This window comes from Companilactobacillus paralimentarius (genome assembly GCF_963227125.1).
GTDB classification, from domain to species: domain Bacteria; phylum Bacillota; class Bacilli; order Lactobacillales; family Lactobacillaceae; genus Companilactobacillus; species Companilactobacillus paralimentarius.
In genome coordinates, this window is the sequence record NZ_OY724131.1 from 2,382,822 (window position 1) to 2,408,847 (window position 26,026).

The following is a 26,026-nucleotide window of genomic DNA, read 5'->3' on the forward strand; positions in this document are numbered from 1 at the left end:
TTCTCCTAATCATTAACTAAAGAAATCATCATTTTCCTGTTCATCTTTTGTCTCAGTAGTATTTGTATTTGTGGTAGCAGGTCTTGCTGAAACTTTTTCTACAAGGCCATGCAATTGATAGTCTCTTTGCGCAACCAAGATAGCAATAATAGCTCCCATAACAGCTACTGCAATAAGTGGCATCTTCAAATATGCAACAATCAAAAATCCTAAGAAATAAAAGGCTGAGATATTCTTATCCCATAGAATTTTCATCAACATTGCCATCCCGACAGCTGGTAAAACATTACCGGCAACAGTCAATCCGTGAACAATGATAGTAGGAATCATCTTCAAAACTCTTTGTGTAGCTTCTGAACCAAATAGCATTGCGAAGAATGGAATCAATGAATAAAGGAACCATTGCAAAGCCCATAATCCAAAATGCAACCTGACTATCCCTTTTTGATTACCTTTTTCGGCCATGCTGTCGAATTTACTTGCAAATGGGCCAACAACAGCAACATAGATCAAGGTCTTAATTTGTAATCCAATAATACCCAAAGGAATTGCAAGTGGTAGTGCAACTCCTAATCCACCATGCATCATAATAGCGAAGGCTACGGCTAAAGCACTAGCAAGTCCTGGTTCAGCGGCACTAGCACCACCGATATTAACGATACCCATAAAAATAGTTTCTAGAGATGCACCGATCATTAAACCAGTTTTGACATCTCCTAATAATAAACCGACCAATGGTCCAATGACGATCGGTCTTCCTAGCATTGAAAAACCTAATAATTCCTGACCACCTACGGTTAGGAAAACAACTATGGCAACTGCAAATGCTTCATACATGTCTATTTCTCCTCATCTGTGATAATTCCTATAGATTCATTTTCTTGATAAAATCAGTAGCTTTTTCCTTTTTATCAGTTGGTAAGTTTTGTAATGCTGTGTCAGGATAAATCTCAACCAACTTCTTCAAAGACTCAATTTCTGGCTTAGTCAACATTACAAATTGTGTCAAAGTTGTCTTAGGATCGGTTGATGCCTTACCAACATTTCCTAAATTGACGTACTGAATATCTGAAACTTTTTCGGCTAATTTTTCGGCATCATCAACTGTTCTTACTAAAACAAATAATTTCATATTTTGAGCACGTGGATCGTTCAATAGCTCAATAGCACTATCTACGGTTTTGATGATTACCTTAATACCTGATGGAACGGCCATTTTCAAAGCCATTTGTTGTGTCTCATCACTAGCTGTAGCATCGTTAGCAACAACAATTCCATCAATACTCATTTCCTTTGACCAAACCATTGCAATTTGTCCGTGAATTAATCTTTCATCAACTCTCATAATTTTAATCATTATTATTTCCTCCTAATTGAAAAAATCTTCATCATCATTTTTTGAATCATTACTATCTAATTCGACAGTTCCTAAACTGTTTCTGCCAACTTCTACAAGTTTCTTAATATATGTCGCGTTCACGTCTTCTTTGGATAGAATTGCTTCAATTACAACTGGCAAATTAAATCCATAAATAATAAAGACGTTCTTATTAGTTTGTGCTTTAACAGTTAACCTTTGATTAACACTGCCACCCATTAAATCTGTAAAAATAATTACTTTATCATCATCTGCAAATGTATCGAATAATTTATCAATTGTTTCATTCAAATCATCATTCTTTTTTGTATATGCCGAAATATAACTGACATTGTCATTATGTCCGGCGAAAAGTTCAATTGTGTTCTTCATGCCTTCGGCCATGCTGCCATGTGAGGCAACGACTATTTTTTTCATCTCATTACCCTCCTCACTTTTATATAAGCAAGTTACGTGCCAACTTTTATAAAAGCTATTAAATAAAGCTTTTTAATCGTAAAAAAAATAAGTGCTTAATTTTAATTAAGCACTTACTCAAATTAAATATAAAAATGTAATAGTTGATACATCAACGATATTTCGTAGTCATTGACTTGAAAATTATATTTTAATTCAATACCTTTGAATATTGTTTTGGAAACAGAATAAAACTCTTTCTCCTTATCTCCTTCAAACGAAACACTAGGATTCTCTTGTTTACGAGAATTTACTAGCATTCTTTCAATCATTAATGACAAATGCATATACAGATTCAACTTAGTCTTACCATCTAAGGAAATATCATAATATTCTTGGTATCTCTGAGTAATAAGCTGAACTTCATCAATAACAACATCTGAATTAAGGAATTGAAGTCGATCTTTAATACCCTCAATCGTAAAGAATTTCAACATTTTATTCATTAATGCCTCAATATTAGGTTTCTGCTCTCCTGAATTGAGCAACAGCTTTTCAAATCTAGCGTAACCATTTTTCTCCATGATGTCATAAATATTAATGATATCGATATCTAGATTCGTATCAATATCCGTTGTTGTCACAACAAATTTAGTTTTGTCGAAGAATTTTTGTTCATGATTTTCTAAGGTTTGTTTCAAATCTTTATAATCCATTGTTATGATTTCGAACTTGTTAGACAGACTTTCCAACATCATTCTCTTAATTTCTTCTGACAGACCCACACCTGACATGCAAGAAACCACAATATTAGAATTATCAGAAAGCCCTTCATAGTATTGTGTACCACAAGCCTCACCAAATTTATTAGCTGCTCGAGTAATTTCTTTAAATCCGTCATTACGTTGAATTCTTATTCCAACATCAAGAGCCGTGGCTGTTGTAACATTATTAATAACTAATAATTCACAATTAGAATACTTCTTAATCTCTGAAAACATCTGTGTCAATGAGCCCATGTCAAATAGTACAAAAATACCTTTATGATCTCGATCCTTTTGTTGTCTAATATACTTTTGGACATAGTTATTAATTTCATGAATAGAGATATCGATTGGCATATCGAAAGCTTCAAAAATATAGTTACCACACAAATTATTAACCACACTCTGAATACTTGTAGCAGTGCTATCGCCATGGGCCAAGATAATTCCCGTATATTGGATACTTTCGATTTTTTTAATCCTATCTTTAAATAGTAAGACTAACCAAGGTATATTGAACTCTTCAAAGCCTTCATCATCACTGATTTCTCTTAATAACTGCTTATAGACATACATTGCTCGCGGATAAAGTTCCTCAAAATCACTATTAAGCTCAGTCATATTAACTTTTTTACGATCTGTAAAATAGTACAATGACAAGCCAAAACTAATCTGCTTAATATCCGCATCTGATAATTGCAATTTAAGTCCATATCGTTTATTCAGAATTGATTCAATTCCTATTCTCAATTTATAACTAATAGACTGGACCAAGTTTTCATCCATCAAATAATCAAGTTTTCTTAAGAATTTCATCAATAATAAAATTTGATTAGAAATTGTATCCTTTTTGGACGTAGATTCTTTCAATGCCAAGTGTAACTCTTCAATCAAATCTGCTTCAGCATCAACCGAACCAGAATGGTCATTAATGTCAGTATCTTTATCAATAATTATATAATTATCATTTTCTGAAGAAGAACCTATATGAATATCCTTATCTTGATGATTTTCTGTATATGCTGAAGCGCACAATAATTTAACTTCATTTTGCATTGCCCCAACATTACCTGAAGCATCATTTTTCGTTAACTCTTCAATTACCTTATTAGTAATATAGAAACGACGATCAATTCTTATAGCTTCTTCCTTGAAAGCATTCGTAATCAACGCCAATCTTTCAGTCAGCGGACGATCCTTAAATGCTGGTAAAGAAACATGTAATGGAACTCTTCGAACAAAGGTCTTCAAAAGGAAATTATCCAAATCCTCTGTTGTAGCAAATATAAAACGAACATTTACCTGATGAGCATTTTCGTTCTCACCTAAGGGATAAAATTTACCTAAATCTAATAAAGAGAATAACTTCTCCTGACTTTCTTTGGGTAACCTATGTATGTACTTCATCTAAAAAGAAATAACCATTGTCGGCTTGATCTATCAATCCAAGTGTATCTTCATTAGCTCCTGTAAAGGCGCCCTTTTTATATCCAAATAGAACTGAGGAAAGTAATTCTGGATTGTTGGCATAATCTGCAGCATTCAATGTCACAAATTTAGCATCATCAGATATAACCTTCATTTTCTTTGCTTCATTATAAATATCCTTGGCCAAAAAGCTTTTACCGACACCACTAGGACCAGTAATGATCAAGGGAAAACCATTGGGAGGATAAACTATTGATTCCTGACATTTTTTAACAATATCCTTTAGACTTCCAGAATGACCGATTAGATTTTGAAAAGGAACATCATTCTTAGCAATTTTCCATAGTACTGGTCTACCATTTTTTTTGACCAATTTTCCTTCTTTATAAAGTTGAGATAAATAAATACTAATAACATTTCTACTCAATCCTGCTACGTTAGCAATAGTTTTAGTATCGGTCCATTCATCCCCATATTCTTCCTGAATTACTTTATATACTTTATCTACTGATTTTGTCATTGTTCACCTTTTTAAGCACTAAAAAAATAATTAAGCACTATTTATGCAGATGTAAGTGCTTAATTTAAGTTTAACTGTTTATTCTTAATTAAGCACTTATATCTACTTTCAAATAAACATTGACTCAGTTATTATCAAATTTATAATTAATATAATTTAACGAACACCATCCCCTTCAATGAAGGACTTCCTGTGTCTGTGAGAGCTACAAAGTAGTTTCCAAACAAAAAGAACAACTTCCATTAAGTATTCAAAACATATGTTATGTACTTGAATATCTCTTAATAGATGCTGTTCTTATTTATTATTTAGATTCTACATTTTATCCATTGTTTCATTTAACAAAGCATCAACACGGTTGTTCCCTACATTGGTTGCATGTCCTTTAGTCCACTCAAAAGTTTTCTTAGGAACAGTTGGCAAAAGTTGATCCAATTCACGCCACAATTCGACATTTACCGGCGTACTACCGTCAGCTTTTTTAAAACCTCTTCTCTTCCAACCATTAAGCCAATTTTGAGTAATGGCGTTGAGAACGTACTGTGAATCTAAGACAAATATCGCATTTTGTTGGTTGATTTTAAGCTCATTTAATCGTTTAATACTCTGAATTAGGGCCATTATCTCCATGCGATTATTTGTCGCTCCAAATTCTCCACCAGTTCCTTCATATATCTGGCCATTATTGTTGATATGATAAGCCCAAGCGGCTTTATCAGAATCTTTCACATGACCACCTTTAAAGTTACCATGATTTCTGGAACCACCGTCGGTATAAATAACGATGTCAAAATCTTCAATATTGGAAACCTTATTAGTAGATTTTTTTGTTGTTGTTTTTCTACTATTGTTATAGGAATCTTTTCCATCAATAAAGGCTTGTGCTTGTGCCTTATCGGGAAAACTTTTATATCTAGCTCCGGTGAAACCATCGACTTGAGCCTTACAGTCTGCCCAAGTTAGATAAATTCCAGGCTTCTTACCACGTCGTACTGCATAATATTTTTGCAATGTCATACCTCATTTGGTTAATTTTTCTCAATAATAATTATATAATAATATCTTGTTGGGGTGAATTTATGAAAAAAGGGCAATGGCCGATTCTCTACATCCACGGTTTTCGTGGTGGAGACTATACGACTAAGAAAATGATTGAATCTGCTTTAAAATGTAACGGTAAACAGAAGGACCAATTTCTCAAAGCAATCATTGATTGGAAGGGAAAGGTCACATATGAGGGAGTTTGGACTGAGGATGAACATCCTATTGTTCAAGTTGTTTTTCAAAATAAATGGGTTGGCAGTAACCAAATGGCATATTGGTTAACCAAGCTATTATTTAACTTACGCTTAGAACATGAATTCACAACTTATGATGCAATTGGTCATTCTCTGGGTGCTGTTTCATTAGTACTGGTTAATTTGAAAGAAAAAATGCGTCCCTACATGCCGAGGTTGAAAAAATTAGTACTCATTGCTGCACCGTTCAACGGGATTATTGGTTTGGGAGATCTTCCCAACATCAACCGAATCAAACCAAATGGACGTCCGGCTTTTATGAGTCCAACCTACTTTAGAATTTTTATGAATGAAAAAAGTATCTCAGACGATTTACGCGTTTTGAACATTTTTGGAAATGTCGGCGATCACTCTAATAGTGATAAATACATTTCCGTTACATCTGCCAAGTCTATTTCTTACATTCTCAAACCGCGAGTAAAAGAATACACCGAATATCTTATTAAGGGCTCTAATGCAGAACACTCAATGCTTCACGATGATTCAGAGATTCTAAAAATGGTCAACGGGTTTATTTATTATAATCCGCTGTCATAACGTTATATAATTACATTACTACAGTTTTAACAGAGATTTGGAGGGGATTTCTATCAAAGCTTGGGAATTATTTAAATTAGATTTAAAGAGGACATTAAAATCCAAACCCGCAACTTTATTGATGCTGGCTCTGGTTATTTTACCGTGTTTATACTGTTGGTTTAACGTTTGGGCCCTATGGGACCCCTACTCTAACACCAGTGGTCTAAAGGTTGCTGTTTATTCAGACGATGCGCCAGTCGAAGTACAAGGTCAAAAAATTGAAATTGGTGATCAACTAATCGACAACCTTAAAAAGAATCATAAACTAGGTTGGACTTTTGTCAACTCCAAAAAGGAATTAGACCAAGGTGTCAAAGATGGTTCTTACTACGCTGGAATTTACATTCCAAAAACTTTTTCTAAGGACATTATCAGCTTCTTATCTGGAACTATTAAAAAACCGAAGCTGGTCTTTAAGGTAAATCAGAAAATCAATGCGATAGCCCCGAAATTGACTCAATCCGGGGCGACAACTTTACAAAATACAATTTCTTCTGAATTTGTGGGAACTATCAGTAAAACTATTACACAAGCTTTGAACAAGTCAGGAATGGATATTAAAGATAACCTTCCAATGTTAAGACGATTCGAATCCTTATTAGTCACAACTGATGATAATCTCCCCGAATTACAGGACATTATGGACAAAGTTCAAAAGGCTAATACCCTAGTACCTAACTTGAATCAAAAATTGAATCAAGTTAACGACATGTATGGATATTTGCCACTATTAAATGAGGATGCTAACAAATTAGTTAATGTTAATAATATTTTGCCATTAGCCGATGTTGGTGGAACTGCCGCCAAACAACTCAAGAATAAGATTCCTGAAATTCAAAATGCTGGTACTCAAATCAACGAAGTAGATACAGACTTTGGTAAGATTTCCAGCTTAATGAGCTCCAGCATCACTCAAGTTCAAAACGGATTGGAAGTTATTCAGAAGGTTCAAAACGTTATGCCTGAAGTTCAAAAATTAGGTGAAGACGCTAAAAATGCTACTGACAAAACAACTTCTGAACTAATTCCTAAGATTCAACAAGCTTTACCTGTTATCAAAACAACCATCGATACTGGTTTATCAATGGTTTACAACCTTGGTAAGCAAATCAGTACTTCTGCCGAGATGATCAATACTTTAATCGACAAGATCAAAGAAGATCCAACTAATCAACAATTGAAAGAACAATTGAAGACTGTTATTCAAAACATTGCTACTGACTCAACCCATTTGGCAAAAGTCAGTCGTCAAGTTGCTTCGGCTTTAACCGATCTCCAAAACTTCTTCAACCGTCTAGCTGAACAATTAGGTAAAGATAAGTTGACTCTACTCGACAGACCTATTCAACATCTAAATGATTTAGCTACGTTGAACGATACCTTAGCTACAAAAGCTAATGATATTTTGAACAACTATGACAGTTTAGATACTTCTGAATTACAAAGTAAGCTAACCGATTTACAAACACATGCAAATCAAGTAGCTGATGGCGTCAATACAATCAAGAACATCAACATTATGGATTCAGTTTCAACAATCGTTACTGATATCAACAGTTTCTTAAAAGAACTTAGTTCTACACTAGGAACTTTCAATACTGATATTATTCCAACAATTCCAGGACTCTTGAACAATACTGAAGGAATTTTGAACACCGCTTTAAGTTACCTTCAAAAGTATCAAAAACAATTGCCCGCTGTTGGTAATGAAATTCACGATGCTAACCAATTATTGAACGGTAATATGACTAATATCGTTACTGGAATCGGCTTACTAAATGATTTCTATGACAATGATTATCCAACTTTGAAGAACAAATTAGCCAAAGCTACTTTCTTCGTTCAATATGAATTGCCATCAATTGAAAATGAGTTAACTACTACTTTGAATCTAGTTAACTCCAAGACACCAGAATTAGAACAAGCACTATCGACTGCTAACGATTTTGCCGAAAATGATTGGCCACAATTGAAGAAAGATATTCACCATTCCGCTACCTTGTTGAAGAAAGGCAAGAAAGACGTCGACCTCGGAGCTATTATTAGATTAATGAAATCCGATGCCAACAAAGAATCAGATTTCTTCTCTAATCCAGTCAAATTAAAGCAAGACAATCTCTATGACGTACCAAATTACGGATCAGCCAGTGCGCCATTCTACTTAGCCCTCTGTATTTGGGTTGGAGCACTATTACTATCCAGTGTCTTCACTGTCCACTTTAAATTAGACGATAAGCAAAAGTATCTCTATACATTCAAGCAAAGATTCAACGGTCGTTACTTAACTTTTGGTTTCTTAAACCAATTACAAGCAATCTCTGCAGCTCTAGGAAATCTATTTATCTTGCATGCTTATACCAAAGAGAAGATATGGTTAATTGTCTTCTGTATGCTAGTAAGTTTCGTCTTCATTTCGATACTATATTCATTAGTTCAGATGTTCGGAACCGTCGGAAAAGGATTAGGAATTATCATCCTGGTGCTATCGATCTCCGGAGCCGGAGGAAACTTCCCAGTAGTACTATCAGATGGATTCTTCCGAGTAATCAATCCATATCTACCATTTACATATGCGGTAAATCTAATAAGAGAAGCCGTTGGTGGAATATATTGGCCTAATGCAACCAAAGATATTATTATATTGTTAGCATTCGGAATTGGATTCTATCTGTTAGGATTACTATGTACAGAACCATTGAAGCCATTTATGCATCGATTACATAAGAGTGCTAAGAAGAGCATGATTATCGAATAAGAGAGCGGAGCAAGGGCGATTAGCCTCCGAGGATTTACCTAAGTATTGGAATCGCACGCGCACCATGCGGGCAATTTCAATACTGTAGCAAACCGGAAGAGGTTGCCCTTGCGGAGCTCGTTTCAAATAGAGAGCACAGCAAGCCTGCTTAGATTCCGAGCATTTGCAGGACTTTGCTAATTAGCTGCGTAGCAGATAGTTCGTGAAGTCAGGCAAAGCACAAGAATCTGGCCTGCGGAGCTCGTTTCCACTATTAAACATAGAACAATGGTTATTCCAAAAAAGAACCACAATAAGAAAAAGGGAGGATAAGTAATACGATCAACCACCGTATGAAATTTTTTAATGACAAACCAAAAAATGCGCGATTATCGACCTTTTATCACAAATAACTTCTGCTGGGACTTTCCCAGTCGCTTCAATTTAAAAGAAGTTAGCGAGTTTCTAGATGAGGACATCGACCCTACAACCGAATATATCTCTAATACCGCTAAAGTTATCATGAAAAATGATGGTATTTACTGGTTTATTCAAAAGAAGGATGCCAAACAGATTTCAGCTTTGATCAGTCTTAGTGACCTTGATTTGGAGAAACATTCGGCAGCGTTGATGATAACTTTCAAAGATCTAAGTGATGATGAAAAGAAAGAAATCTCGGATCGATTACTCATCTTCTTACGTGATCAAATCTTATTGACAGATATTGAAATTAACGACTTGGATCACCTAGTTCAAGAAAACTTCACAAATAATGGTTATACTATCTTTAACAAAAAGTTATTAAAGAGGAGTTAACAATATATGTATACATATGGTTTCTTTGGTCCCAGCTATCTCCTGATAATTATTGGTCTTGTTATCAGTTTATGGGCATCATGGTATGTAAATCATAATTTCAAGAAGTATGATGAAGTTCCTAGTCACCACGGAACTAGTGGTGCTGATGCTGCTAGATTTATTCTTGATAATGCTGGGCTTCAAAACGTTCAAATTCAAAGAGTTAGTGGTAAGTTAACCGATAACTACAACCCTACTAATAAAACGTTAAATCTTTCTGAATCTACTTACGATTCAACTTCTGTTGCAGCTATCGGTGTGGCAGCCCATGAGTGTGGACATGCCATTCAAGACCAAACAAGTTACGCCCCTATGAGATTGAGATCAGCTTTGGTTCCTGCTGTAAATCTTGGATCCAACTTTTCAATCCCAATTATTCTATTAGGTGTTATCTTGGGCGCAAATCAAACTTTGATTCAAATCGGAATTTGGTTATTCGCTTTAGTTGTTTTGTTCCAAGTAGTTACTCTACCAGTTGAGTTCAATGCTTCAGGTCGTGCCGTAAAGATCTTAAGCTCCAGTACACTCGTCGATAGTGACGAAGTACCAATGGTCAAACAAGTTCTTTTCGCCGCTGCTTTAACTTATGTGGCCGCTGTTATCTCAACTGCCCTACAACTATTACGTTTAATTCTGATTTTCGGTGATAACAGAAATTAAGTAAAAGTCGCGAAAGCGGCTTTTTTTATTACCAAATTATATTCAATAATTAGATTTTATTAGTATTTTGAAGTAAACTTTCTTTATAAATAAATAGAGGGGAATTTATTTTATGATTGATACTTGGATCATCTGGCTAATTCTCATAATTCTAACAGTCAATACTATATCCGCACTTATTACTGTTTTCCATAGACCTCGTAATATCGTTACTACTTGGGCTTGGATTTTAGTTCTTGTTCTACTACCAATTTTGGGGTTCCTTATCTATGCATTTCTGGGACGTGGGATTGCTCAAGAAAAGATATTTAATATCAGTAAACAAGAGCACTATAGTTTAAGCCAACTGAAAAGAATGGCCATTGCTGCTCAAAAGCGTCCTCAGAACGCCTCACGTTATGATGAGACGCATTATGCGGACCATATAATAAGATTCTTCAATGAAACTGAAGAAGCACCGTTAACTCGTCACAACGAGATCAAACTTTATTTTGATGGACAGGAAAAGTTCAAAGGTATGTTCGAGGACATCCGTCAAGCTAAAGAGACCGTTCATGTCGAATACTATGCTTTTATTAAGAGTGACATTGGAGACAAATTTCTTGATCTCTTAACACAAAAAGCTAAAGAAGGATTAGAAGTCCGTATCCTATATGACCCATGGGGTTCTGGTGGAACTAAGCCAAGATATTTCAAGGAATTTCAAGCTGCTGGTGGAGAAGTTTTACCTTTTATCACTTCTAAAAACGTCATCGCCAAAACTCGTTTGAACTATCACTTGCACCGAAAGATTGTTGTTATCGATGGTACAACTGGTTGGATCGGTGGTTTCAACGTTGGTGACCAATACGTCAATACGACTGAAAAATTTGGTTATTGGCGTGATACCCATTCCAGGATTTTTGGTGCCGCTACCCTCTTATTACAAGAGAGGTTTTTCCGTGACTGGAATGCTTCACTAGACCGTAACGCCGAACCATTAGCTTTCTTAGAAAAATACTTTCCATCTGATAAATTTAATTCTGACGCTAACTTACCAATTCAGATTATTTCTGATGGTCCCGATAGCCGTGAAGAGATCTTAAAAGACGGCTTTATTGATATGATTGTCAGTGCTAAGAAGAGTGTTTGGATTCAATCACCTTACTTGGTACCAGACGATGCGATGTTTACCGCTCTAACTATTGCTGCCCGCTCAGGAGTCGATGTCAGAATCATGATTCCATGTATGCCTGATCATCCCTTCATTTATCGTGCAACGCAATACTATGCTAACTTGTTAACCACTTATGGTATCAAGATTTACAGCTACCAAAAGGGATTCTTACATGCTAAGACTTCTGTCTTTGATGGCAAGATTTGTTCCGTTGGCTCAATGAATCATGATTTCAGAAGTTACTCATTAAACTTCGAGGCCAACGCTTTTATCTATGATGCTAAAGTAGCTCACCAAATTGCCCGTTCGTTTGAAAATGATATGAAAGATTCATTATTATTAACACCAGAAATCATTAAAGAACAAGGAATGTGGCTACATTTCAAACAACGATTCTCCCGTTTGTTATCACCTATTCTCTAAATTAAATTACGTAAAGACACAGTCAATATTATTTTGATTGTGTCTTTTTTTATTAGGCTTTTTTTAATTATTCTCACTTTTATCAAATAATCCGTGCTAAAATGAAAAATAAATTTAATAATAGGGGAAAACAGAATGGAATATTTAAAATTAATCGGGATAGTTATCATTATCCTTGGCTTTGCTTTTAAATTAGACACCGTAGCCGTTGTTGTCGCCGCTGCTCTGGCAACCGGACTAGTTTCTGGTATGTCTATAACTCACGTACTGACAATTCTCGGAAAAGGATTCATGGATAATCGTATGGTTTCGCTATTCTTCCTCACTCTACCAATGATTGGCGTTGTCGAAAGCCACGGTTTGAAACAGGCTGCTGTCAATGGTATTAGTAAAATCAAAAACCTTTCCGCAGGAAAAATATTCAATCTTTATTTAGCAATTCGGGAAATTACTGATGCTATGGGTATCGCGCTTTCTGGTCAGGTTCAATTCATCCGTCCTTTGATCAATCCCATGGCTCAGGCTGCTGCTAGTGTCAAAAAACCTTTAACTGATAAACAAGTTGATTTGATCAAAGCTCGAGCTGCCGCAACTGATAACTTTGGTAACTTTTTCTCACAAAATTTATTCATCGCTTCAAGTGGTGTCCTTTTAATGTCTAGTACTATGAAATCACTTGGTTATACTGCCACACCAGCCAACATTGTACTTTATTCAATTCCAATGGCTGTCATTACGTTTTTAATTACCGCCTATTACAACAGACGTTTTGATAAACAATTTGAAATCTAATAAGCGAGGTTAAACATATGAATGTTAATAATATTCTAGAAATCTTCTACGTTCTAATTGGTTTGATTATGGTCTTCGCCAGCATCGAATCATTTCGTGACAAAGATAATTCTGCTCGTATTGGTACTGGATTGTTCTGGTTAATTATGGGAATCATTTTTGCCGTTGGAATATATTTACCTAATCTTGTTATCGGCCTTTTAATTGTTTTTGTTGGTATACTTTCTTTACTCAAACAAATCAAAGTCGGTAAACTCAAAGAAGTTAACAAAGAAGTTGCCGAAAAATCAGCTAAACGTTTAGGAGCCTGGCTCTTTTTTCCCAGCGTTGTTTTAGCTATCTTCTCTATTCTAATTAGTCAATTCACTAAATTAGGTGGTCAAGTCGGAATCGGCATTGCTTCAGTAATTGCTTTGATTATTGCTATGATCATATCTAAAACCGATGCTAAAACTACTTATCATGATAGTGAAAGAATGGTCCGTTCTGTCGGAACCGCTGGTATATTGCCACAATTATTGGCTACCTTAGGAGTGATTTTTACTGCTTCTGGTGTTGGTGATGTCACTTCCAAAGCCATTTCCGGTGTCTTTCCAGCAGGTAATCATCTCTTAGGAGTAATTCTTTATTGTGTTGCTATGGTGATCTTCACCATGGTAATGGGAAATGCTTTTGCTGCCTTTGCTGTTATTACAGCTGGAATCGGTATTCCCTTTGTTGTAGCTCAGGGCGGTAACCCCGCTGTAGTTGCTGCATTAGGTATGACATCTGGTTATTGTGGTACCTTAATGACACCAATGGCTGCTAATTTCAATTCTTTACCTGTAGCATTGCTAGAAATGAAAGATAATCTAGGCGTCATCAAGCAACAATATCCAATTGCACTAACTCTATTAGTCGTTCAAATTATATTAATGTACTTTTTAGCATTTTAAGGAGGAAGTTTTATTATGAAAATTCTTGTAACTGGTTTTGATCCCTTTGGCACTGACAAAATTAATCCTGCTATTGAGGCTGTAAAGAAATTACCCGATACAATCGCTGGTGCTGAAATTATTAAAGTAGAGATTCCAACTATCTTCAACAAATGTGCTGAAGTCGTTCATCAAGCTATTCTTGATAATAAGCCCGATTACGTTTTGGACATTGGCCAAGCTGGCGGTCGTTACGCTTTGACCCCTGAAAGAGTTGCTATCAATTTCGACGATGGTCGAATTAAAGATAATGCTGGTTACCAACCCCGTAACCAACCAATTCATGAAGACGGACAAAATGCCTATTTCACACAATTGCCCGTTAAGGCTATGGCACAGGCCATTATCGAAGCTGGAATTCCTAGTAAAGTTTCCACAACTGCTGGAACCTACGTCTGCAACCACATCATGTATCAAGTTCAATATATGATTGACAAGGAATTCCCTGATTTAAAGGCTGGTTTCATGCACATTCCATTCTTGCCTAATCAAGTTTTGAATCGTCCTGAAACGCCTTCTCTTTCATTAGCTGACGATGTTAAAGGAATCACTGCCGCTATTACAGCCATTGTTGAATGCGATGGTAAAGGTGATATTGAAGTTATCGGTGGTAGTTTGAATTAAAAGCACAAAAAAACGACTAACTGAAATCGAGTTAGTCGCTTTTTTTAATTATTAATAGTGCCTTGATTCTTCAAATAGTCCTTCTTCAAAATTATCCAAATTGTGACTATTGCTAACAATAACATAGCTGCCCCTGCCGCAAAGAATATTATAACGGCGTTATAATGGTCAAACAATACACCAAAGAACATCGTTCCAAGAGGCATCAAGACAGTACTCAAAGTCTCATCTATATTGAACACTCGTCCTTGCATATCTGGTGGTACAGTCTCTTGTAAGAAGGTATCTAGCGGTGTATTCATGAATGTTAACAAACAGCCATTAGTTGCATTGATAATGATAAAAATAATCGTGATGACTTGAGCCTTGAAGTTCGTTATTGTCGATAATCCGACTGATGACACAATAATGGAAAAGACTATCAACGCTACATAAGAAAACATGATTGTATTGAAGCGTAGATGAATTTTGCTTAAAATCAAACCGCCAAGTATCATTCCGACAGCCATCGCGGAATCAGTCATACCATATTGTACGTTTGATAACTTCAACGTCTTAACTAACAAGTATGGATAACCGATATTCATGGACGCAAAGAAAAAATTCAAAGCTCCAGAGGATAAGGTTAAAATAAAAATCAATTTTTGCTTCAACATATAACGGAAACCATCTAAAAAGTTTCCTATTATTGAAGTCTTATTAGCAGTTTCCTCAGAAGCTTCCTCATCCACTATTTTTTCAGTTTTCTTATAGTCAAATTTCAAGACTAAAATTCCCAATAAAGCAATTACTTCAAAAATAATTTCTAAGTCAGCAAATACCACGATATTGACCATTGTATAAAGCATCGCGCCTAAAATTGGTGCCAAGAACTCTGCTAATGAGGTAATTGACTGACTTAATGAATTAACTTTTTGTAATTCATCACTAGGAAAAAGTTGAATTAAGCTGGATTGAATTGTTGTGCTCAGAAGACAATCTGTAATTTCCAACATAATAATTAATCCGATCAGAATGTAAAAGTATCCCGCAGGCCACAAATTGAAACAGAGGCTGAATACTAATAACGAAACACTAGTAACGATTTGTGACACTATCATTATCATTTTATGGGGTACTGTATCAACGATGTATCCGACAAAAGGCATTATAACGACATCAACAAGTGGACCTGTGATCAACGAAACTCCCATACTAAGAGCGGAACCAGTACGTTTCAAAATATAAAGGCTGATTGCAAATTGTAGCATTTCACTACCAAAAGTTCCCGCAAACTTTACTAATAAAATTTTATTTAATTGATTGAAGAGTCTCTTATACATAAGATAGCCTCGAATTTAATTATTAAATTATTTCTAATTAAATTAGTATATCACAATGTTTAATAAACATTTTGCTAAATTCGAAGCAAATCTAGCAAAAAAAAAGTTCTAAGTAAAGAATTTACTCTTCACTTAGAACTTCTTATTACAAATTACTTGATTCATAAACTTCACGAACGACTCTTTGATGATACAAATCATTCCCTTGTCCCCAGAAAATGAAACTTAACGATACGTAGATGATCGCAAGTAGAATATTTGTAGCGTTGAATTGCATTAGGCTAGATAACATCAACCAGATGATGAATCCAATTGATAATACCGGCACAATAGCTCCTAACCATATATGTGAATTATTTGCTAAAACATATTTCTCAAGAATCAAGGAGGCTATTGAACCAATCACAAAAATTGTCCCTAACATAATTACACCCCCTGTAATTAACTCAGCGATAAATATGATAACACAATTTATTTTCTGAAATAAAACCATATGTCTATGAAAACGTCTCCAAGAAGTAATTTCGGACAAATTTAGCTATCAAGTGGATAATAACGTTTAGGGGGATACTCACTTTGTACAAACAAATTACGATATATGATTTATTAGATATTCTGCATCAAAAATTAGGCGAGCAAAACTGGTGGCCCGCTGAAAATACTGAAGAAATGTTAACTGGTATGATCTTGATTCAAAATACTAACTGGAAAAACGCCGATCGTTCGTTAGCTAATCTCAAACAAGCAACCAACTTTGAAGTCGATAAAATGCTGGCTGTACCACAAGACCGGTTGCAAGAATTGATTCAACCTAGTGGCTTCTTTCATAATAAGGCCATCTACTTACGGTCGCTACTGACGGCCTATCGAAATGATTTTGCTGATTGGGAGAAACTCCATACCAACTTATTACGTAAACGATTGGTCGCTCTCAAAGGCGTTGGTAATGAGACGGCCGATGTCTTACTACTCTACTACTTTCATCGTCCAACCTTTGTTGCTGACAATTATTCCATGAAGTTATTCCGTCATTTACATACTTTCACTGAAAAACCAACTTACATGCAATTGAAAAATGCCGTTGAACGAGATTTCAAATTAACATCCAAGCAAGCTGAAGAACTCCATGCTTTGATTGATGAATTTGGAAAACTCAAAAGTGACTTCTTCGACGATTATCAATTACGTTTACCATATTTAACGCTCCATACTAGTAAATAATTCATTTCTTTATATTTTTCTTATCATTGCGTAAACGTTTCCAATGACATATTATTGAGCTAATGAGTTTTTTTTACGAAAGGATGATTCTATGTATAGAGCTTCAGATAGTCGTTATCAAGGAAACCATATTCGCCATGCTGGTAAAACTGGTTTGATGTTGCCACCAATCTCACTTGGACTCTGGCATCACTTCAGTAGTGCTGATCCATTGAGCGAACGTAAACAAGTTATTTTGCACGCCTTTGACAAAGGTGTTTTCCATTTCGATGTTGCTAACCATTATGGCGACGGCACTAAATATGGTTTAGGTAGTTCCGAGACATTGTTGGGGCAAATTTTAAACAGTGACTTGAAACCATACCGTGACGAATTAGTTATCTCAACTAAGGCCGGTTATGAAATCCACGATGGCCCTTATGGTGTTGGGACTTCAAGAAAATCATTGTTACAAGATATTGATGGTTCTCTAGAAAGACTTCAACTAGACTATGTTGATATTTTCTACGCTCACCGTTATGACGATACAACTCCAGTCGAAGAAACCGTCAGAGCCTTAGATGATATTGTCAAATCTGGTAAAGCTCTATATGTTGGAGTCTCCAATTTCGAAGTTCCTGAAATGAAACAAGCTATTAAGATGTTTAAAGAATTAGGCACACCATTTGTTTTGGATCAAATGAGCATGAATATCTTGAATCATCATGTTGAAGATAGTGGTCTAATCGACGTCCTTAAAGATGCTGGTGCCGGTGCTATTGCTTATGGACCTCTATCCGAAGGATTATTATCAGATAGATATCTTAACGGTATTCCTGAAAGTTTCAAGATCCATCCTACTAACGAGGAACTCTTTGCAGATGGTAAAGATGCTCTAGTTAAAAAACTAAATAAGCTTAACGACATCGCTCAAAGTCGTAACCAAACACTTAGTCAATTAGCACTAGCATGGTTATTAAGAGATCCTGTAGTTGCCAGTGTCATCATTGGAACAACTAACATTGATCATTTAGATGACAATCTCAAAGCACTAGATAATCTTGATTTCAGTAGTGATGAAGTATCAGCTATCACAAACATTCTTCAATAGAAAAGAAAAATAATAGCAGGTAATCATAATTTGGTTCTTGCTCAAATTTGGTTAAAGTGTAAATGTGCTTAAATTCCCGTCTTCCGCAAGAATTGGAAATGTGTTGGAACGCTATGGGCATGACTTGAAGCTAATAATTTCACCTTCGGCAAAATTATGGATCTCCAAGATCAGCCTTATTGTAAGCGGCGAAGCCGCTAACAATAACGTCATAGATGAACACATTTCCAATTCTTACTCCAGACTAAATAATATTTCAATTATTTTTCTTGAGCTAAGTATGTTTAACATGTAATTTTGTAAAATAATTTAGTCTAATAAGACGAAACGGCCTCAATTAAGAAATTCAAGTAGAAGATATATCTTGAATACTTAATTGAGGCCGTTCTTTTGATTTAATTTCTATATTCGTAGATTAAAAATACTAAAATATCCACAATACTAGAACTAAGGAACCAATCGGTAGTAAAAAATTTGTGGGCCCTCAGTGGTGCAATTTTACTTAGCTTGCGTAGCAAGGTTAGTAAAAGACCGAGCTTCAAGATCCATGATTTCGCACAAAGTGCGGAATTATTAGCTTGAAGTTGTGTCCACCACGTTCCAGTGGCCCACAGATTTTTTGCGGACGACGGCATATTTCAACCATATTAGTTGGTATTTAGCTACAACCAAATTTAAGAAAGAACCGTAATTTGATTACCTGCTATTATTTGTTTTAAATACAAAAGATTTTTATCACTCAAATTGAATTATACGATCAAACATAGACTTCTCTTGTTCAGAGATTTTATGTGCGACTTCAATAACCGCAATTTGAGGATTTTTCAATATTGTATTGTGGATTGCCAATGACAATTCTGGGTCCAAAGCACTAGTTGCTTCATCTGCCAACAGGATTGGTCGTTTGGAAAGTAAGGCACGTGCAATTTCAATTCTTTGAATCTGACCACCAGAAAGATTGGCTCCATTCTCACCAACTTGATAATCCCATCCTTTTTCCCCAACTAAACTAAATAATCCTGATTTTTCAACCGCTTCTTCCATTTCAGAATCAGTTACTTTTCTCCCCAAAGAAATATTGAATTTCAACGTATCATCAAAAATGAATGGTTTCTGATTTACATAGCTGAAACTGTCGTGAGCTTTTTGCCAATCACCTGTCACATCAATTTTATCAACATAAACTTTCCCATTATTAGGCTTGAGCTTACCTAATATCAATCTCAAAAGAGTAGTTTTACCCCAACCACTAGGTGCCATCAACAAAACTTTTTCATTCGGATGTACTGAAAGTCCCAAATCCGAAAATAAAGTCTTATCTTTAAGTTTATAAGTTAGATTATCAACATCCAATCCCGTAAACTTCGTATTATTAACTGATGCAGGTTTTGCTTCATCAAATTTCAAAGCTTTCTCAACCTTATCCCACATAGGTTTAGTTGATTGAATTGAATTAATCTGTTGAAAAATGTTGACAACTGGATTAACAAAATCATTGGAAAGTTGAACGATCATGACCAAAGTACCAGCACCGATATGACCTTGGAACATCAAAATGGCACCGACTAAGAAAGGAATAATAAAACTAAAAATCTCCGCTACGGCCATAATAATTTCACCTGCTACAGCTTGAGTATAATTCAAACTCTTAAGCGCATTTTCCATTCTCTTAGCACCATCAACGACTCTACCGACGATTGGGATTTGAACATCATACAAATCAGCAGTTGCGGCACCATTTAAACCATCGCTGACATTCTGGGTATAACTAGCATTAGCCTTTTCCCAAGCTTCTGACTTGGATTGAATCTTTTTGGTAAAGAACTTCTGAACAAAACCTGGAATTACCGTTGTAACGATGAATAGTAATGTTAAAATCCAAGAATTAAGTAAACCAACTGTGACTGAGACTACAAAAGACATGAATTCAGTAATTATGGTTAATTCGTTTAATATTTTTAAAGTTTCAATTTGTTTAACGTCATTAGTCATCAGGCTCAGACCATCTTTTTGTGAATCATCTTGCTGTTCAATCAGGTAGGCCATTGTCTTTGCTTTCAAATGTACATTGATGTCTTTGACAATATCAAATTTGAGGTAACGATAGGCAAAATTGAAAAACATAATTAAAATAATTGCTAAAGCACCACTTGCTGCGACGGTTATTAATTGTTTGACACTTCCTTGCCGATACTGTGCCATATTCAACATGATCTTAGTAATATAAGCGATGACCACATTTCCAAAAGCATACACAATCGATAGTAGGAAGTACAAAATCATCTTCCCTTTAGAAGTGAAACGTAACGATAAATTTGCCATAGTTCCCCTTTTCCAAATATCATAACGAGAGATATTCTGCTTTACTTAGCAATCAAGTATTAAAAACATTTAATAATCAATACCCCCACAAATACCAATATATAAATATCATCTTGATTTAATTATATATTCTACTACTGGATAATTAGAATTCAAGTAACCATATTAAATTATTTCTAATTACAAATTGTACAAAAAAAGCAAACCACAACAGGTTTGCTTTTTTAATTTATTGAACCAAAAGTAATATTGGTTGAAATCAATCCATAACCCAGATTCAAATCACGCATTTCTTTTTCACTAGGGTTGTGTAACTTATCTTTTATATATTGGTATAGTGCTCGATTATTCCTAGGCAATCCCATAGGAACGATGTAATTGTCGTGGCAACTTTGGTAAATATCGGCACATACCTCAACTTCTTTTCCACCAGCTAACAACTTTTGAGCAGCTTTCAAAAGTGAATCCTTGTACTCTTTAGGTTGCTCAGAAAGATCCTCATTATATGCCGTATCGATTAGATCGAACAATTCTTGATTCTCCATACTCACATCCCCAATCTTTAGCTTCTAACTATATTATAGACCATACTAAATATTTCTCACGTTTATACGGTTTTTCCCAACGTTAATATCCTTTTAAATCAAGGAATCACTATTTCTACTATAATTAAAACTATTTTGTTTCAAAATTATAGAAAGGACTCTCATGCGTAAATCTCAAAAGATCAACGAAATAAAATCATTAAACAAATTACTCAAAGAACTAAATTCATCTCTACTGGATGTAAGCTGATTCCTGAGACAACTTTTAAGAGAGGGTATAATGAATAAATCGTCTCTCAAAAGGAAGGAATTTTTACATGCCAACTCGTTACGACAAAGAATTCAAACAAAACATCATCAACCTATATAAGCAAGGCGAATCAGCTGCCCAACTGGCCAGAGAATATGGCATTGGCTATTCAACCGTTCATAAGTGGATCCAGGGCCAAACCAAAACTCAATCCGGTAAATTGCCAGACGAAATTAAAGCGATGGAAAAGCGGCTGGCTTCCCTGTCTGAGGAGAACGAAATCCTAAAAAAAGCCCTGGGCTTCCTTGCGCAGAAGTAACCAATATTTTTGATTACATTCACCAAGAAAGCCATCACCACCAGGTAACTAAGATGTGCCGAATCCTCGGTGTTTCCAGAGCTCAGTATTATCGTTATCGATCCCCAAAGCCTTCAAAACGCCGGGCCGAAGATGCGGACTTAAAACAACGGATTCTGCGGATCTTTGCGGAATTTAAGCAGCGATACGGTGTTATGAAGATCCACCATGAATTGAATCTGGAACTTCAACCACTGCAGCGTCGGTGCAGCCCAAGACGGATTTCCCGGCTCATGAAGGAACTGGATATCCACTCCGTTACCGTCAATAAATGGAAAGCGGCTTCGGCTTCCAAAACCAAGGTTGAACAGCGTCCCAACTTGCTTAAGCAGGATTTCTCGACCACTGGTTTAAATCAAAAATGGACCGCTGATATGACCTATATTCAAACGAAGCGTAATGGCTGGTGTTACTTATCAACCATCATGGATCTGCACTCAAGACGAATTATCGGCTATTCATTCTCAAAAAAGATGGATACTGATTTAGTCTTAAAGACCCTGGAAAGCGCGGTTAAAAATCGAACCATTACTGGGGACCTGATTATCCACACAGACTTAGGATCACAGTACACCAGCGATGATTACAACCAACGGTTAACAGAACTACATATCCGCCACTCTTACAGCCGTAAGGGGTGTCCATACGATAATGCACCAATGGAATCTTTTCATGCTTCCCTCAAAAAGGAATGTGTTTATCCAGTGCCGGTCTTTGAGAATTATGAAACTGCCGCTGCTGTCCTTTTTGAATATGTGCATGCTTTCTACAATAGGAAGAGAATTCATAGTTCACTGGGCTACCAGACCCCCTTACAAGTTGAAATCGCAACACTTGCGAGCCAAATGGCCGCCTGATTTAATGCTTTCCAGGGTTCAAATAAGTTATTAATCACGATTAATGATTTATTTGAGCTGTGGAAGGTAAACGCGGTTCTGAATGTCTCTTAAAACCTGTCTCAAATATTGACTTCAATCCAATTAACGACGAGGCATTTTTTCAAACAAACCGTAAAATTGAGATTTATCATTAAAGTTTGCTCGATTTCTACCATTGAGTCCTGATCTCTTTGAGAGGTCGCCCAACTCAATCAAAAGGATATCTTCTTCCCTAGAAAAATGAACTCGACCGAAAGCTTCCATATATATGTAATTTACCAATCTACTTAACCACGCTTCAGGATTATCAACTGTATCCAATTTCATATAAACCTGACTTAATACATCTGTGATATTCAATAAATACGGTGATTGATCTGGATGTGCATGTAAAGCATTATATAACTCGTGAATAACTTTCTTCGTTGTTTTTATATCTAGCATAGACATCTCTCCCCGTGTATGAATTTAGTTAGCGAACCAAGTAAGTATCGACATAAACCCTTTATATTTGTTAGTATCATTTTGCAAAAATTTTGATAGTTCAACAATTGATTTAGGTACTTTTAAGCCATGCGTAAATGTATAAGTACTAATCGCATGTTCCAATTTAGTTGCCACTATATTTTCAGCATCGCCTTTATCTAATTTGAATTGTGCGTTACGCAAAATTTCAGTTAATTCTTCATTGTTTTGTACAGCTTCATCGTTCAATGATGAAGTTATTAAATATTTTAGTTGTGATTCCCGACTTTTTAACATTTATATCCCCCAATTTTTAACTTAAATAACTGCTGTTAAAACCTATATATCCCAAGTTAGTTCCGATAGGTTTCATCTTGATCAAAATTGGATTGACTACATCGTAAAAGTGAGAAGCATCAGGTGTTAATCCCTTATTTTTCAAGTCTAACTGTTGAAAACTTACAATTATTTGATTGAGAACGGCTACGGTGTATCTTCCTTTTTCCAAATCAGCTTTAGCCATGAGTCCAATCTTACGTTCATCGTCAGAAATATTAGGATTCAAAACAAAATCATAAAGCTCACTCAATAAAATCTCTTCTTCTTTTTCATTTTTACTAGGCATAATTGATCCTTTCTTGGTCACTTCTTATAATAATTTTAATTCAGCTTTCAGTTTTTTTGTGAAAAATATCCTCGAATACCGTTATCAACATCCCCAATGAAAAAATTGGTATTGGTCAACTTATCTTTTCATTGTTACGATATAAATATACTTTTTTCACTGGGGAGTGATGAACATTGATTACTGTGGATACTCGATTGTTTATTTTAAATATGTTTATCTCGTATCTCTTTTATTTTTTAGCATTTAATTCTGTTTACGATATGAAATTAATTCCACTTTACAAAAAGATACTCTTTCTTCCCGCCTTTTATTTTGCCGCCATTTTTATTGCCGTATTTGTCAACGACACCGTCTATTTAGTGCTTCTAGTGGTCATTTACTTCTCTTTAAGAAACAAAAATTCTAACAAATATTACCTGGTAAATTCCATATTGCTGGCACTTCTATTCGAATTCACTTCTTCAATAATTGCTTCCGTTATTATTACAAAAATCTATCTTGTTTATAAAATAAACGATTTATTATTAATAACTGGTACGCTCTTGATTCAGTTTATTATTTTGCTAATAATTATTTTTATCTTTAAAAAACTTAAGTTGAATAGTCTCATTCAAAATTTTAATTCACCATCCCTGAGCATAGTTTTAACCTATTCTTCTATGGTCATACTTGCCTTTATGTATTTTATCCAAAAATTCAAAGCTTATTTAGACTTAACAACAGGTATTCTAATTTTTCTGATTGTCCAAGGAATCGCTATTGCCTTCATCTTCATTCATGAGAATGTCCGTCAAAAGGAAGCTTACGAAAAGAAATTGATGGCTGAACAATTAGATAATTTAAGCGATTATACTAAACAGCTTGATAGTGACCAAAAAGAAATGCATAAATTTCGCCATGATTACAAAAATATTCTTAACAGTTTAAACGAAATTGCTATTACCAATAACAACAATGATTTGAAAAGCTCACTAAACGAATTGGAAGGTTACTCAACTAAATACTTCAGTAATATTTCTATGGATGACTTTAAAGATTTGGAATACATCTCCAATCCCTATATTAAGTCACTCATGATCAGTAAATTGAAAACTATTAAATCTAACAATATCGACTGCTATTTTGAATGCAAAAGTGATATCGACAATGTAAGTATCAATATTTTTGACCTCATAAGACTAATGGGAGCTAGTATTGATAATGCCATTGAAGCGGTTAAAGAACAGCCAAATGGCAAGATCCAAATTATCCTGATTAACACTGATGGACAATTAGAAATCTCGATTAAGAACACTATTGTCAAACACATTTCCGTTTCTAAAATTGAACAATATGGCTTTTCTTCCAAGAAGAATCATGACGGGCTTGGTATGATTAACATCCAAGATATTAAAAAGAAGTATAAAAACCTTTTGGCTTCCTACAATACCCGCAATAATTGGTTCAGCATGCAATTTACCATTACAAAATCAGGAGGGAAAAAATGAGTTATCCTATTATTATTTGTGAAGATAATCCAATCGAGCTGAAACAACTCAATACTCTGATTGAAAACTATCTCCTCTTTCATAATAATTTCTTCGAAATTGAACGTACTGCTCAAAGCCCTCGAGATATTCTTCAGTACTTACGAACATCCCAACCTAACCGTGGAATTTACTTTTTGGATATCGACTTACAAGCAAAAATTGACGGTATCGATTTGGCAAAAAGAATTCGAGAATTTGATGTAGAAGCCAATATTATTTTTACTACTACGCATGAGGAGTTAGCACCAGAAACTCTCAAGCGAAAGGTTGGTGCCATTGGTTTTATCGAGAAACAACAAGACCTCGAAGCCTATCGTGACGAAATTTATGACACACTTACTTATGTAGAAAAGCTAATTAAAAAATCATTAGAATATCATCAGCAAAACTTTGTCTTTGAAATCGGTACGCAAATATTTAATTTTAATCAAAATGAAGTTTATTCAATCGAATCGTCCAAAATTCCTCACCAATTAATCTTTATATCCGATAATGGTCAATACGAATTCTATGGCAAACTCAATGATTTAGAAAAGAAATACACTTTCTTATTTAGAATTAGTCGTTCCTGTCTTATCAATCCAATCAACATCAGACAGATTGATTTTCCATCCCGTCAAATTCTATTAAAGAATGGCACTATTAAAAAATTTTCCATAGGGAAAGCTACTAAATTAAAGAAGAAACTGCAATCTATCACTAATATTTAAAGCAAAAGGATTCGAGCAATCACGCTCGAGTCCTTTTATTTTTATCCTTTTCAAGACATAAAACCACCCCATCCAAGATATTTCAACTCTAAATAATCACACAGTTGTTAAAATTATCAGTGTA

Annotated in this window: 27 protein-coding genes; 14 read left to right on the forward strand and 13 right to left on the reverse strand. The window is 35.2% G+C overall.

The genetic code is table 11. The annotated features are described in order from the left end of the window. Positions 1-12: 12 nt before the first annotated feature. The 6 genes from ACI6PB_RS11745 to ACI6PB_RS11770 form a co-directional block, all read right to left on the reverse strand. Positions 13-837, reverse strand: a complete 825-nt coding sequence (locus ACI6PB_RS11745) for a PTS sugar transporter subunit IIC (protein WP_309510670.1) — start codon at positions 835-837, stop codon at positions 13-15. A gap of 28 nt (positions 838-865) precedes the next feature. Continuing rightward, entirely contained in the window at positions 866-1,357 is a 492-nt protein-coding gene (locus tag ACI6PB_RS11750; RefSeq protein ID WP_025086166.1) for a PTS sugar transporter subunit IIB, read from the reverse strand. A 12-nt stretch (positions 1,358-1,369) separates the two neighbouring features. Continuing rightward, on the reverse strand, positions 1,370-1,795 hold the full coding sequence (locus tag ACI6PB_RS11755; RefSeq protein ID WP_025086165.1) for a PTS sugar transporter subunit IIA: 426 nt from the start codon (positions 1,793-1,795) through the stop codon (positions 1,370-1,372). Positions 1,796-1,917: 122 nt separating this feature from the next. Further along, positions 1,918-3,945 (reverse strand): PRD domain-containing protein, encoded by a 2,028-nt coding sequence (locus tag ACI6PB_RS11760; RefSeq protein ID WP_404327463.1) that lies wholly within the window; start codon positions 3,943-3,945, stop codon positions 1,918-1,920. Further along, positions 3,929-4,486 carry a sigma 54-interacting transcriptional regulator gene (locus ACI6PB_RS11765; protein WP_404327464.1) on the reverse strand — a complete coding sequence of 186 codons (558 nt, stop codon included), beginning with the start codon at positions 4,484-4,486 and terminating at the stop codon, positions 3,929-3,931. Before ACI6PB_RS11765 ends, ACI6PB_RS11760 begins: the two co-directional genes overlap by 17 nt. 315 nt (positions 4,487-4,801) lie before the next feature. After that, positions 4,802-5,503, reverse strand: coding sequence for a ribonuclease H family protein (locus ACI6PB_RS11770; RefSeq protein ID WP_025085742.1), 702 nt, complete (start codon positions 5,501-5,503; stop codon positions 4,802-4,804). A gap of 62 nt (positions 5,504-5,565) precedes the next feature. Here ACI6PB_RS11770 and ACI6PB_RS11775 point away from each other — a divergent pair, with 62 nt between their 5' ends. The 8 genes from ACI6PB_RS11775 (at position 5,566) to pcp (ending at position 14,584) form a co-directional block, all read left to right on the forward strand. Further along, a complete protein-coding gene (locus ACI6PB_RS11775; protein WP_056954711.1) occupies positions 5,566-6,321 on the forward strand; it encodes an alpha/beta hydrolase in 756 nt (251 codons plus the stop codon). Positions 6,322-6,358: 37 nt separating this feature from the next. Next, on the forward strand, positions 6,359-9,118 hold the full coding sequence (locus tag ACI6PB_RS11780; RefSeq protein WP_309510668.1) for a YhgE/Pip domain-containing protein: 2,760 nt from the start codon (positions 6,359-6,361) through the stop codon (positions 9,116-9,118). Between the two features lie 345 nt (positions 9,119-9,463). Then, a complete protein-coding gene (locus tag ACI6PB_RS11785; protein WP_309510667.1) occupies positions 9,464-9,913 on the forward strand; it encodes a hypothetical protein in 450 nt (149 codons plus the stop codon). A 6-nt stretch (positions 9,914-9,919) separates the two neighbouring features. Next, complete coding sequence (locus ACI6PB_RS11790; protein WP_025085738.1) at positions 9,920-10,615, forward strand: zinc metallopeptidase; 696 nt, start codon at positions 9,920-9,922, stop codon at positions 10,613-10,615. A gap of 112 nt (positions 10,616-10,727) precedes the next feature. Next, a complete protein-coding gene (gene cls / locus ACI6PB_RS11795) occupies positions 10,728-12,194 on the forward strand; it encodes a cardiolipin synthase (protein ID WP_056954715.1) in 1,467 nt (488 codons plus the stop codon). A 135-nt stretch (positions 12,195-12,329) separates the two neighbouring features. Continuing rightward, positions 12,330-12,986: a DUF969 domain-containing protein gene (locus ACI6PB_RS11800; protein ID WP_309510666.1), complete on the forward strand. Its 657-nt coding sequence runs from the start codon at positions 12,330-12,332 to the stop codon at positions 12,984-12,986. A 17-nt stretch (positions 12,987-13,003) separates the two neighbouring features. Then, positions 13,004-13,921, forward strand: a complete 918-nt coding sequence (locus ACI6PB_RS11805; RefSeq protein ID WP_404327465.1) for a DUF979 domain-containing protein — start codon at positions 13,004-13,006, stop codon at positions 13,919-13,921. A gap of 15 nt (positions 13,922-13,936) precedes the next feature. Continuing rightward, positions 13,937-14,584: a pyroglutamyl-peptidase I gene (gene pcp, locus ACI6PB_RS11810; RefSeq protein ID WP_404327466.1), complete on the forward strand. Its 648-nt coding sequence runs from the start codon at positions 13,937-13,939 to the stop codon at positions 14,582-14,584. A 44-nt stretch (positions 14,585-14,628) separates the two neighbouring features. Here pcp and ACI6PB_RS11815 read toward each other — a convergent pair whose 3' ends face one another. After that, entirely contained in the window at positions 14,629-15,906 is a 1,278-nt protein-coding gene (locus ACI6PB_RS11815) for an MFS transporter (RefSeq protein ID WP_025085733.1), read from the reverse strand. A gap of 145 nt (positions 15,907-16,051) precedes the next feature. After that, positions 16,052-16,330 carry a hypothetical protein gene (locus ACI6PB_RS11820; protein ID WP_025085732.1) on the reverse strand — a complete coding sequence of 93 codons (279 nt, stop codon included), beginning with the start codon at positions 16,328-16,330 and terminating at the stop codon, positions 16,052-16,054. A 152-nt stretch (positions 16,331-16,482) separates the two neighbouring features. Here ACI6PB_RS11820 and ACI6PB_RS11825 point away from each other — a divergent pair, with 152 nt between their 5' ends. Both ACI6PB_RS11825 and ACI6PB_RS11830 read left to right on the forward strand, forming a co-directional pair. Then, positions 16,483-17,127: an endonuclease III domain-containing protein gene (locus ACI6PB_RS11825; protein WP_404327467.1), complete on the forward strand. Its 645-nt coding sequence runs from the start codon at positions 16,483-16,485 to the stop codon at positions 17,125-17,127. 91 nt (positions 17,128-17,218) lie between these two features. Further along, positions 17,219-18,217 (forward strand): aldo/keto reductase, encoded by a 999-nt coding sequence (locus ACI6PB_RS11830; RefSeq protein WP_404327468.1) that lies wholly within the window; start codon positions 17,219-17,221, stop codon positions 18,215-18,217. A gap of 735 nt (positions 18,218-18,952) precedes the next feature. On the opposite strand, the gene ACI6PB_RS11835 is transcribed toward ACI6PB_RS11830, so the two are convergent. Beyond that, a complete protein-coding gene (locus ACI6PB_RS11835; protein WP_404327469.1) occupies positions 18,953-20,539 on the reverse strand; it encodes an ATP-binding cassette domain-containing protein in 1,587 nt (528 codons plus the stop codon). Positions 20,540-20,763: 224 nt separating this feature from the next. Then, complete coding sequence (locus ACI6PB_RS11840; RefSeq protein WP_082604605.1) at positions 20,764-21,084, reverse strand: bacteriocin immunity protein; 321 nt, start codon at positions 21,082-21,084, stop codon at positions 20,764-20,766. A 317-nt stretch (positions 21,085-21,401) separates the two neighbouring features. Between ACI6PB_RS11840 and ACI6PB_RS11845 the strand changes: the two genes are divergently transcribed. Both ACI6PB_RS11845 and ACI6PB_RS11850 read left to right on the forward strand, forming a co-directional pair. Further along, positions 21,402-21,653: a transposase gene (locus ACI6PB_RS11845; RefSeq protein WP_404327470.1), complete on the forward strand. Its 252-nt coding sequence runs from the start codon at positions 21,402-21,404 to the stop codon at positions 21,651-21,653. 17 nt (positions 21,654-21,670) lie between these two features. Continuing rightward, the gene (locus ACI6PB_RS11850) at positions 21,671-22,549 is read left to right on the forward strand and encodes an IS3 family transposase (RefSeq protein ID WP_309511212.1); all 879 of its coding nucleotides are present in this window, start codon (positions 21,671-21,673) and stop codon (positions 22,547-22,549) included. 123 nt (positions 22,550-22,672) lie between these two features. On the opposite strand, the gene ACI6PB_RS11855 is transcribed toward ACI6PB_RS11850, so the two are convergent. The 3 genes from ACI6PB_RS11855 to ACI6PB_RS11865 are packed head-to-tail and all read right to left on the reverse strand — an operon-like array spanning position 22,673 to position 23,663. Then, positions 22,673-23,014, reverse strand: a complete 342-nt coding sequence (locus ACI6PB_RS11855) for a bacteriocin immunity protein (RefSeq protein ID WP_034544572.1) — start codon at positions 23,012-23,014, stop codon at positions 22,673-22,675. A gap of 24 nt (positions 23,015-23,038) precedes the next feature. Next, entirely contained in the window at positions 23,039-23,332 is a 294-nt protein-coding gene (locus ACI6PB_RS11860; RefSeq protein ID WP_025086400.1) for a bacteriocin immunity protein, read from the reverse strand. 16 nt (positions 23,333-23,348) lie between these two features. Next, a complete protein-coding gene (locus tag ACI6PB_RS11865; RefSeq protein WP_082603715.1) occupies positions 23,349-23,663 on the reverse strand; it encodes a bacteriocin immunity protein in 315 nt (104 codons plus the stop codon). Positions 23,664-24,340: 677 nt separating this feature from the next. Between ACI6PB_RS11865 and ACI6PB_RS11870 the strand changes: the two genes are divergently transcribed. Next, positions 24,341-25,150, forward strand: coding sequence for a sensor histidine kinase (locus ACI6PB_RS11870; protein ID WP_404327471.1), 810 nt, complete (start codon positions 24,341-24,343; stop codon positions 25,148-25,150). Further along, on the forward strand, positions 25,147-25,902 hold the full coding sequence (locus ACI6PB_RS11875) for a DNA-binding response regulator (RefSeq protein WP_309510661.1): 756 nt from the start codon (positions 25,147-25,149) through the stop codon (positions 25,900-25,902). The genes ACI6PB_RS11870 and ACI6PB_RS11875 overlap by 4 nt, the downstream gene beginning before the upstream one ends. The last annotated feature ends 124 nt before the right edge of the window (positions 25,903-26,026 follow it).

What these genes read in the sequence shown, in the direction of transcription:
- ACI6PB_RS11745 (WP_309510670.1), bottom strand. Translation starts at nt 837, where the DNA reads ATGTATGAAGCATTTGCAGTTGCCATAGTTGTTTTCCTAACCGTAGGT.
- ACI6PB_RS11750 (WP_025086166.1), bottom strand. Translation starts at nt 1,357, where the DNA reads ATGATTAAAATTATGAGAGTTGATGAAAGATTAATTCACGGACAAATT.
- ACI6PB_RS11755 (WP_025086165.1), bottom strand. Translation starts at nt 1,795, where the DNA reads ATGAAAAAAATAGTCGTTGCCTCACATGGCAGCATGGCCGAAGGCATG.
- ACI6PB_RS11760 (WP_404327463.1), bottom strand. Translation starts at nt 3,945, where the DNA reads ATGAAGTACATACATAGGTTACCCAAAGAAAGTCAGGAGAAGTTATTC.
- ACI6PB_RS11765 (WP_404327464.1), bottom strand. Translation starts at nt 4,486, where the DNA reads ATGACAAAATCAGTAGATAAAGTATATAAAGTAATTCAGGAAGAATAT.
- ACI6PB_RS11770 (WP_025085742.1), bottom strand. Translation starts at nt 5,503, where the DNA reads ATGACATTGCAAAAATATTATGCAGTACGACGTGGTAAGAAGCCTGGA.
- ACI6PB_RS11775 (WP_056954711.1), top strand. Translation starts at nt 5,566, where the DNA reads ATGAAAAAAGGGCAATGGCCGATTCTCTACATCCACGGTTTTCGTGGT.
- ACI6PB_RS11785 (WP_309510667.1), top strand. Translation starts at nt 9,464, where the DNA reads ATGACAAACCAAAAAATGCGCGATTATCGACCTTTTATCACAAATAAC.
- ACI6PB_RS11790 (WP_025085738.1), top strand. Translation starts at nt 9,920, where the DNA reads ATGTATACATATGGTTTCTTTGGTCCCAGCTATCTCCTGATAATTATT.
- cls (WP_056954715.1), top strand. Translation starts at nt 10,728, where the DNA reads ATGATTGATACTTGGATCATCTGGCTAATTCTCATAATTCTAACAGTC.
- ACI6PB_RS11800 (WP_309510666.1), top strand. Translation starts at nt 12,330, where the DNA reads ATGGAATATTTAAAATTAATCGGGATAGTTATCATTATCCTTGGCTTT.
- ACI6PB_RS11805 (WP_404327465.1), top strand. Translation starts at nt 13,004, where the DNA reads ATGAATGTTAATAATATTCTAGAAATCTTCTACGTTCTAATTGGTTTG.
- pcp (WP_404327466.1), top strand. Translation starts at nt 13,937, where the DNA reads ATGAAAATTCTTGTAACTGGTTTTGATCCCTTTGGCACTGACAAAATT.
- ACI6PB_RS11815 (WP_025085733.1), bottom strand. Translation starts at nt 15,906, where the DNA reads ATGTATAAGAGACTCTTCAATCAATTAAATAAAATTTTATTAGTAAAG.
- ACI6PB_RS11820 (WP_025085732.1), bottom strand. Translation starts at nt 16,330, where the DNA reads ATGTTAGGGACAATTTTTGTGATTGGTTCAATAGCCTCCTTGATTCTT.
- ACI6PB_RS11830 (WP_404327468.1), top strand. Translation starts at nt 17,219, where the DNA reads ATGTATAGAGCTTCAGATAGTCGTTATCAAGGAAACCATATTCGCCAT.
- ACI6PB_RS11835 (WP_404327469.1), bottom strand. Translation starts at nt 20,539, where the DNA reads ATGGCAAATTTATCGTTACGTTTCACTTCTAAAGGGAAGATGATTTTG.
- ACI6PB_RS11840 (WP_082604605.1), bottom strand. Translation starts at nt 21,084, where the DNA reads ATGGAGAATCAAGAATTGTTCGATCTAATCGATACGGCATATAATGAG.
- ACI6PB_RS11845 (WP_404327470.1), top strand. Translation starts at nt 21,402, where the DNA reads ATGCCAACTCGTTACGACAAAGAATTCAAACAAAACATCATCAACCTA.
- ACI6PB_RS11855 (WP_034544572.1), bottom strand. Translation starts at nt 23,014, where the DNA reads ATGCTAGATATAAAAACAACGAAGAAAGTTATTCACGAGTTATATAAT.
- ACI6PB_RS11860 (WP_025086400.1), bottom strand. Translation starts at nt 23,332, where the DNA reads ATGTTAAAAAGTCGGGAATCACAACTAAAATATTTAATAACTTCATCA.
- ACI6PB_RS11870 (WP_404327471.1), top strand. Translation starts at nt 24,341, where the DNA reads ATGTATTTTATCCAAAAATTCAAAGCTTATTTAGACTTAACAACAGGT.
- ACI6PB_RS11875 (WP_309510661.1), top strand. Translation starts at nt 25,147, where the DNA reads ATGAGTTATCCTATTATTATTTGTGAAGATAATCCAATCGAGCTGAAA.